This is a genomic window from Microbispora sp. ZYX-F-249 (genome assembly GCF_039649665.1).
GTDB classification, from domain to species: domain Bacteria; phylum Actinomycetota; class Actinomycetes; order Streptosporangiales; family Streptosporangiaceae; genus Microbispora; species Microbispora maris.
The window spans coordinates 1-7,474 of record NZ_JBDJAW010000090.1 but is presented as its reverse complement, the minus strand read 5'-3'; the positions used below and the strand labels follow the sequence as shown (position 1 = coordinate 7,474).

Below are 7,474 nucleotides of genomic sequence, written 5' to 3'. Positions count from 1 at the left end.
ATAAGCCAGCTGACCGTCCGGCAGCTTCTCGGCGTAGAGGGTGATGCGGCGGACGTCGCCGTTCTCGGGCTCGCCCGTGACCTTCTCACCCGACGCCGCGTTGGCCTGGCTCGTCCCGACCAGCGGGGCGAACGCGACGGTCGTCGCGGCGGTGGCGAAGGCGCGCCGAGAGAACAGGCCTCGCGTCGTACCCCTACCTACCTCGGTCATGGTTCCCCAATCCGGTCGTGACGCCTCGCAGCCGTGAGGCGGTAACTGCTCATGATCCAGGCCGTGGCAAGCCGGTCGCAACGGCGCGAGGTCTCAATGCCGGCTCGCTTAGAGGGAGCGACCCGGCCGGGATCGACCGTTGGAGCCAGCCAGCGAGGCTTTCGACGCTGTAGCTTAAAGCTTTTGATGGAAGTAGGCGATAGTTCTATCAAGATGTCAAGAAGTAACGTCGTGAGCAAGAGAACTTTGTCACGGGTCTGGATGAAGTGCTGTGAGGCTGCTACGTTGAGCGCAAACCACCAAATTGACGCAACCGAATCGCCGCATTCCACAGCGTCTTGAGCATCACCAACCCGGCCCACGCATCCCTCCGAGACTCTCCCGAAAGGCTCAGCGGTGCTTCGGCGACACCCCCCACGGCCGACATCCGCCCTGCACGGCCCGCCCCCTTCCGCTCTGGCGGGCCTGCGGCTCACACATGCCGGAACACGCCCCGGCGGCACCGCCGCCGGGTGTCGCCGGCATGACGTCTCCCCGCCCTGATCCCGGAAAGACGAACCCTCATCTCAGCCGCCGTCCGACGGACGGCCGCCGGCCGCTGCACGCGATCAGCCGGGCGTCCGCGACGTGCTCCGCGGCGATCACCCGCCGGCAGCGTGACGACACCCGCGGCGCCCCCCGCGGCGACAGTGCGACGAACGGTGATGCCGCACGCGCTGGGAGCGCCGCGGTGATCGCGCGGCTTCCCCCGAACCCCCGGCCGGGGCCGATCGGCAAGCGAAAGGAGAAAGGGGATCGGTGAGACCCCGTGGCCTCCGGCATTCGCGTGCCCGGCCGCCGCCACGGCCGGCCGGGCGACCTCCGCAAGGTGCTGATCCAACCCCCCAACCCGAAGGAGCGAACGATGGGTCGCAGAGACCTGCTCGTACACCCTCGACCACCAGCCTGGCGCCGTGCACTGATCACGGCGTCCACCGCCGCCCTGACGCTGGGACTGGCGACGGTCCCCGCCGCGCAGGCGCAGACCGCATCCGCCCTGGCGTTGCCCGCCCTGCAGGCGCAGGCCGACTCCACCTCTTCTCAGCAGGACGCCGACAAGCCGGTCTCCGTTCTGGTGTTCCATGGTCCGGCCAAGCAACAGGACGATCCGGTCGACAAGGCCGCGGAGGCCATCAAGGAACTGGGCGAGGACAACGGCTTCTCCGTCGAGGTGTCCGAGGACCCGGCCGTCTTCACCTCCGGCAACCTCGCGCGTTACCGCGGCGTGGTGTTCCTGTCGGCCAAGGGCGTGACGCTGAACGCCGCGCAGGAGGCCGCGTTCCAGACCTTCATCAGGGACGGCGGCGGGTTCGTCGGCGTCCACGACGCCGTTCGCGCGCAGGCGGACTCGTCGTGGTTCACGGAGCTGGTCGGCAGCCGCCCCGCCGGCAGTCTGCCGCCCGCCGAGAAGGTCGTGGAGATCGCGGCGAACAGCGACAACCCGCCGAACGAGACCAAAGAGAAGCTGTTCGACGGGAACAACAACAGCAAGTGGCTGACGTTCAACCCGACCGGCTGGGTCTCGGCGAAGCTGGAGCAGCCGAAGGCGATCGCGCACTACGCGCTGACCTCGGCCAACGACTTCCCCGGCCGTGACCCGAAGGATTGGACCCTGCAGGGCTCCCAGGACGGGAAGAGCTGGACGGACCTGGACAAGCGGAGCGGTGAGACGTTCCCGCAGCGGTTCCAGACCAAGGAATACAAGTTCGAGAACACCACCGCGTACGCGTACTACCGCCTGAACATCACGGCGAACAGCGGTGAGCCACTCGTCCAGCTGGCCGAGCTGCGGCTGTTCGGCCCCGACGCCGGGCCTCCGCCGGACAGCCAGGTGCAGAAGGCCACGGTGGACTTCACCGACCGCCAGCACCCGGCGAACAAGGGCCTGCCGTTCAACGCGACGCGGTCCGACAGGTGGATGAACTGGAGCCCCAACCCGCTGGGCAAGGTCCACACGGTCGCGCAGGTCGAGGAGTGGACCTACAAGGCGGGCCTGAACGGCAATGGCGCGTTCCACCCGATCTCGTGGTGCCGTGACTACGACGGCGGCCGGTCCTTCTACACCGGCATGGGCGGCACCGAGGAGAGCTACACCGAGGACGAGCAGTTCCAGAGCCACCTCGGCGGCGCGATCAAGTGGGCGGCCGGTCTGGTCCGTGGCGACTGCCAGGCGACCATCGCGGCGAACTACAAGACCGAGCGGCTGACCGCGCAGAACCAGTCGGGCCAGCTCGACCAGATCGGCGAGCCGCACGGACTCACCGTCGCCCCCGACGGCAAGGTCTTCTACGTCGGCAAGGCGGCCTGCCCCAGCGGCCCGATCGCCGACTGGAACAACCCGAAGGTCGGCCTCGGCTGTGGCACGATCCACCAGTGGGACCCGAAGACCAAGCAGGTCAAGCTCCTCACCACCCTCGACGTGATGGGCAACCGCGGCAGCGGCGACGAGCTGGTGAAGAACGAGGAGGGTCTCCTCGGCATCACGCCCGACCCGAAGTTCCAGGACAACGGCTGGCTGTACGTCTACTGGATGCCGCACGAGTCGATCGACAGGGACAAGCGGATCGGCAAGCGGACCATCTCCCGGTTCACCTACGACTTCGCCGCCCAGACGATCGACCAGAAGACCCGCAAGGACCTGCTGCAGTGGGACACGCAGATCCACAGCTGCTGCCACGCGGGCGGCGGCATGACCTTCGACGAGGACGGCAACCTGTACGTCGCCTCCGGTGACAGCAACTCCTCGGGCGGATCGAGCGGATACTCCGGGAACAACTGGACCCAGGACTACAAGGGCACCTCGTTCCAGGACGCCCGGCGCACCGCCGGCAACACCAACGACCTGAACGGCAAGATCATCCGTATCCACCCGGAGGCCGACGGGACGTACACCATCCCGGAGGGCAACCTGTTCACCGGGAAGGAAGAGGGCGGCGGCAAGACCCGTCCGGAGATCTACGTGATGGGTGTCCGCAACGTCACGCGGCTCGCCTGGGACAAGAAGAACGACTGGCTCACCACCGGCTGGGTCGGTCCGGACGCGGGCGCCCCGAGCGAGACCTGGGGCCCGGCGAAGTACGAGACCGCGACGATCATCACGTCCGCGGGCAACCAGGGCTGGCCGTACTGCATGGGCAACAAGCAGCCCTACCGCGACCGCAGCAACACCGACGCCAACCAGCCGACCGGCTGGTACAACTGCGACGACCTGAAGAACAACTCGCCGCGCAACACCGGCCTGGTCGACATCCCGCCGGCCCGCGACAACATGATCTGGTACTCGCCCCAGGGCGGCGGCCCGGTCTACCCGAAGCGGACCGACGGCAGCGGCCTGCCGACCTACAAGCTCGGCGACGAGATCCTCACCCAGCCCTACCTCTCCGGCGGCGGCCAGGCGGTAATGCCCGGCCCGACCTACCACCGCGACGAGGTCGACACCGACAGCGGTGTCGCGTGGCCGGCGTACTGGGACAACAAGTGGTTCATCGGTGACGAGTCCAACGCGAACAACCGGATCGCCGTCACCGTCGACCCGAAGGGCGTCAAGGACGCGAAGCCGCCGGTCTTCGCCGAGGACCTGCGCTCCATCATCCAGCCCGGCGGCGGCGCCACCCAGCTCCAGTCGTGGATGGACGCCAAGTTCGGCCCGGACGGCGCGCTGTACATGCTGGACTACGCCGGTGGCTTCTTCAGCCTTGACCGGAACCAGAAGCTGATCCGCATCTCCTACCAGGGTGGTCCGGCGACGCCGAACCCGAGCCTGGCCACGGCGCGGCCGGAGCGGCAGAGCGCGCCGAAGACCGTGGTGTTCTCCAGCACCCGGGCCGGCGGCGTGAAGTGGGAGTGGGACTTCGGCGACGGCAGCGAGCCGTCGACCGAGGCCGACCCGACGCACACGTACGCGAACTTCGGCACCTACAAGGCCAAGCTGAAGGTCACCTACGCCAACGGCGAGGTGGCGACCGGCGAGGTGGCCGTCGAGATCGGCTGCCCGGCGCCCGACGCCCGGCCGACGGTCCGGCTGCTGGACACCGACACCGGCGTGGCCAACCGCGTCGTCGACGGCGGCTGCACGATCAACGACCTGATCGACGACGAGCGCACGTGGCCGAACCACGCCGAGTTCGTCAGTTACCTCAGCGACATGGTGAACGAGCTCAGCAAGGCCGGCGTCATCGACGGCAAGGAGGCCACCGCGATCAACGACGCGGGGGCGAAGTCCGACATCGGCAAGACGATCGGCTACGAGACCATCTTCGACGGGACGCCCGCGTCTCTCCAGGGGTGGAGCCAGGCTCCGACCGGCCGGTTCAACCTGCAGGCGGACGGCACCCTCCGCACCTCCGGGGGGATGGGCATGCTGTGGTACTCGAAGAAGGCGTACGCCGACTTCTCGGTGAGGCTGCAGTTCCGTGACGTCGCGCCCGGCACGGCCCGGGCCAACACCGGCGTGTTCGTCCGGTTCCCCGACCTGCGGACCCCGCTCGACCGGCGTCCGACCGGGAGCTGTGGCACGGTCGGATCGGCCCGCACGTCGGAGGCCTGGGTCGCGGTCTACTGCGGCCACGAGATCCAGATCTACGACGGCGAGACGGGCGAGTCGCAGAAGACGGGCTCGGTCTACAACTTCCAGTCGAACACCCTCGACAAGGCGGGGGCGACCCCGAAGGGCCAGTGGAACGACTACGAGGTCCGGGTGGTCGGGCAGCACTACACGATCATCCGCAACGGCGTCGTGATCAACGAGTTCGACAACACCCCGGGCAAGAAGTCGTCGCGCGCCGGCGACCCGGACACGAGCCTGCGCCAGTTCATCAGCGGGTTCATCGGGCTGCAGAACCACAGCGACACCGACCTCGCGGAGTTCCGCAACATCCGGGTGCGGGAGCTCTAGGGAGAGTCTGACACGATCGAGTCCGGCAACGCCGGCAGCCGGGCGGAGGACTCCTCCGCCCGGCACCCCGCCCCATCCCCCTCAGGCGGACCGAAGCCCTTCGGTCGCCGACACACGTTTTGCGAGGTGCGACCTCAGATGCAGACCGCATCGTTACTGGTAGGAAAATCACGGAGGGCGCTGGGCGTCACCGTGGCACTGCTGCTGTTGTGCCTGGCGCTTCCGGCGCTGTGGCTGTCGCCGGCGAAGGCCGCCGCTCCGCAGCCGGATGCCCGCTCGCAGGTCAACCAGGCCGCGGCACAGGTGCTCACCTGGACCGCCGACAACAGCATGACGGCGTACAAGGACGCGCCGACCACGGCGGTCGCGGGACCCACGACGATCGTCTTCGAGAACAGCACGGCGACCGGCAACACGTTCGGGATGACGCACACGCTGACCTTCGACTCGACGTCGCCCGAATACAACAACGACGTCACCGTCAACATCATCGCCAGCCCGTTCGACGTGAACGGCGGCCGGCACGAGGTTCAGGTGAACCTCACTCCCGGCACGTACCGCTTCTTCTGTGCGATCCCCGGCCACACGATGGTCGGCGAGCTCGTGGTCACCGCCGGCGGCCCCACCGACACGACCGCACCGCAGGTGTCCGCCAACGTGTCGGGCGAGAAGGACGCCGGCGGCAACTACGTCGGCTCGGCCACCGTCACGGTCTCGGCCACCGACAGCGAGTCGGGTGTGGACAAGGTGGAGTACGCCCTGGACGGCGGGGCGTTCCAGGCCTACACGGCTCCCGTGTCGGTGAACCAGGTGGGCTCCCACACGGTGCAGTACCGGGCGACCGACAAGGCGGGCAACGCCTCGGCGGTCGCGTCGGTGTCGTTCAAGGTGGTCGCGCCACCGGCCCAGGACACCACCGCTCCGCAGGTGTCGGCGCAGGTGACGGGTGACAAGGACGCCGACGGCAACTACACCGGCTCCGCCACCGTCACGATCTCGGCGACCGACGGCGAGTCCGGGGTGGACACGATCGAGTACTCGATCGACGGGCAGCCGTTCGCGCTGTACACCAAGGCGCTCGAGGTGGACCAGCCGGGCAAGCACACCGTGAGCTACCGGGCCACCGACAAGGCCGGCAACGCCTCCGACGTCGAGTCGGTGACCTTCACGGTCGCGGACTCGGGGTCGAAGGACACCACCCCGCCGACGGTGTCGGCGTCGGTGTCGGGCACCAAGGACGCCGACGGCAACTACGTGAGCTCCGCCACGGTGACGATCTCGGCGACCGACACCGAGTCCGGTGTGGACAAGGTGGAGTACTCGCTGAACGACGGGGCGTTCCAGGCCTACACGGCTCCGGTGTCGGTGAACCAGGTCGGCAAGCACACGGTGCGGTACCGGGCGACCGACAAGGCCGGCAACGCCTCGGAGGCGGGGTCGGTGACCTTCACCGTGGTGGCGCCGAGGCAGGACGACACCACCCCGCCGACGGTGTCGGCGCAGCTCACCGGCACCATGGACTGGGCCTGGAACTACGTGGGCTCCGCCACGCTGACGATCACCGCGACCGACTCCGGCTCCGGCGTGGACACGATCGAGCACTCGATCGACGGGCAGCCGTTCGCGCTGTACACCAAGCCGCTCGTGATCGACCAGCCGGGAGAGCACACCGTCGGCTACCGGGCCACCGACAAGGCGGGCAACACCTCCAACGTCGCGACCGCCACGTTCACGGTCGTCGTGGCGCCGCCGACCGCCAAGACGCCGCTGACCGTCACCGCCTCGTCCCGCTGCGTGGGCACGTCGGCGTACGTCGCGGTCACGGCCGTCAACGACGGCGACGTGCCGGCCACGATCACGCTGACCACTCCGTACGGCACCAAGACCGTGGCCGACGTGGCCCCGGGCAAGCAGGCCTACCAGTCCTTCAACACCCGCGCCAAGCAGATCGACGCGGGCAAGGTGACTGTCACGGGGACCTCGTTCATCGACGGCAAGAAGGTCACCTCGTCCTACGAGGCCGACTACGGCGCGGTCAGCTGCGGCTGAGCCGTCCGACGGCGGTCAGCCGCCGCTGACCGCACCGGCGGTGACCGCGGTGTACGCGACGGTACAGCCACGGTGTACGCGCGGGGGACGCCGCCGCAGGAACGCAGTGAACAGGGGCCGGTCGGTGCGCCGGCCGGCCCCGGCCCCCCACTTATGGAGTGAACATGAAAATCACCAGGACCACGCAGGTGCTCGCCGCGTCGGTGCTCGGCGTCGCGCTCGCCGGCGCCGGTCTGACCGGTCCCGCGCTGGCCGACGACGACCCCGCCAACGGCAGCGGCG

At 68.7% G+C, this 7,474-nt stretch carries 3 protein-coding genes; 2 read left to right on the top strand and 1 reads right to left on the bottom strand.

Annotation, left to right across the window (positions count from 1 at the left end; all coding sequences use genetic code 11):
- Positions 1-210, bottom strand: a 210-nt coding sequence (locus tag AAH991_RS39460) for a hypothetical protein (protein WP_346231077.1), incomplete at its 3' end; no start/stop codon positions are given.
- 904 nt (positions 211-1,114) lie between these two features.
- On the opposite strand from AAH991_RS39460, the gene AAH991_RS39455 reads away from it, so the two are divergent.
- The gene (locus AAH991_RS39455) at positions 1,115-5,143 is read left to right on the top strand and encodes a ThuA domain-containing protein (protein WP_346231076.1); all 4,029 of its coding nucleotides are present in this window, start codon (positions 1,115-1,117) and stop codon (positions 5,141-5,143) included.
- A gap of 138 nt (positions 5,144-5,281) precedes the next feature.
- Positions 5,282-7,192, top strand: a complete 1,911-nt coding sequence (locus AAH991_RS39450) for an OmpL47-type beta-barrel domain-containing protein (protein WP_346231075.1) — start codon at positions 5,282-5,284, stop codon at positions 7,190-7,192.
- Positions 7,193-7,474: the final 282 nt, after the last annotated feature.